We start from the raw sequence: 1,376 nt of genomic DNA, 5'->3' as shown, positions 1-1,376 counted from the left end.
ATCGTCTCCTGCCCGTCCTGCGGCCGCGCCCAGGTCGACGTCTACAAGCTCGCCGAAGAGGTCACCGCGGGCCTCACCGGCATGGAGGTCCCGCTCCGCGTCGCCGTCATGGGCTGTGTCGTCAACGGCCCCGGCGAGGCCCGCGAGGCGGACCTCGGCGTCGCCTCCGGCAACGGCAAGGGCCAGATCTTCGTCAAGGGCGAGGTCATCAAGACGGTCCCGGAGTCCAAGATCGTGGAAACCCTCATCGAGGAGGCCATGAAGCTGGCCGAACAGATGGAGGCGGAGGGCGTGGCTTCGGGCGAGCCCTCGATCTCGGTCGCCGGCTGACTCCGCCGGGAGTGGACGCGCCCCGAAAGGGGCGCGGCGAACTGCGCGACCAGCCAGCACCACCTGCACCCGCGCTCTGGGCGGAGGCCCCCGGGCTCGTAGGCGCACAACCAGGTCACGAAACCCGACGGCACCAACCAGCCAACGGCAACCCGCACCGGGGCGGCACGGCTCAGCTTCCGCAGGTACAGTGCGGAGATCAAGCAGAACCCCTCAGCGTGAGGCCCCGCACGTGTTGACGCAGACCACCTCACGGGTGCTCGAACCGAGTGACCTGGACGCCGCGCTCGCGGTACTCGACCGCGAGCCGGTCGTGAACGCCTTCGTGACCTCACGTGTCCAGGTGGCCGGCCTCGACCCCTGGCGCCTCGGCGGCGAGATGTGGGGCTGGTACGAGGACGGCATGCTCACGTCCCTCTGCTACGCCGGCGCCAACCTCGTCCCGATCTGCGCCACCCCGCGCGCCATCCGCTCCTTCGCCGACCGCGCCCGCAGGGCGGGCCGCCGCTGCTCCTCCATCGTCGGACCCGCCGAGGCGACCGCCCAGCTGTGGCGCCTGTTGGAACCCCACTGGGGTCCGGCCCGCGAGGTCCGCGCCCGCCAGCCCCTGATGGTCACCGACCGCATGTCCGCCGACATCGCCCCGGACCCGTACGTCCGCCGCATCCGCAAGGACGAGATGGAGACGATCATGCCGGCGTGCGTGGCGATGTTCACCGAGGAGGTGGGCGTCTCCCCGCTGGCCGGTGACGGCGGCCTGCTCTACCAGGCGAGGGTCGCCGAACTGGTCGGTTCCGGCCGCTCGTTCGCCCGTCTCGACGAGCACGGCAAGGTCGTCTTCAAGGCGGAGATCGGCGCGGCGACGGCCGAGGCCTGCCAGATCCAGGGTGTCTGGGTGGCCCCCGAGTACCGCGGCCAGGGCCTGGCGGCCCCCGCGATGGCAGCGGTACTCCGCTACGCCCTCGCCGACGTGGCCCCGCTCGTCAGCCTCTACGTGAACGACTTCAACACGGCAGGGGCGTGGGTTGTCACGGAAGCGCGGTCAC

The 1,376-nt window shown here is 71.4% G+C and carries 2 protein-coding genes; both read left to right on the top strand.

Annotation, left to right across the window (positions count from 1 at the left end):
- On the top strand, window positions 1-330 hold a 330-nt coding region (locus ABZ646_RS46675), incomplete at its 5' end, for a flavodoxin-dependent (E)-4-hydroxy-3-methylbut-2-enyl-diphosphate synthase (protein ID WP_360533879.1).
- A gap of 232 nt (window positions 331-562) precedes the next feature.
- Window positions 563-1,376, top strand: an 814-nt coding sequence (locus ABZ646_RS46670) for a GNAT family N-acetyltransferase (protein WP_360533876.1), incomplete at its 3' end; no start/stop codon positions are given.

The organism is Streptomyces sp. NPDC007162 (assembly GCF_040634175.1).
Taxonomy (GTDB): Bacteria; Actinomycetota; Actinomycetes; order Streptomycetales; family Streptomycetaceae; genus Streptomyces.
Note: the sequence above shows the minus strand (reverse complement) of the source record. Positions and strands in the feature narration are given on the sequence as shown.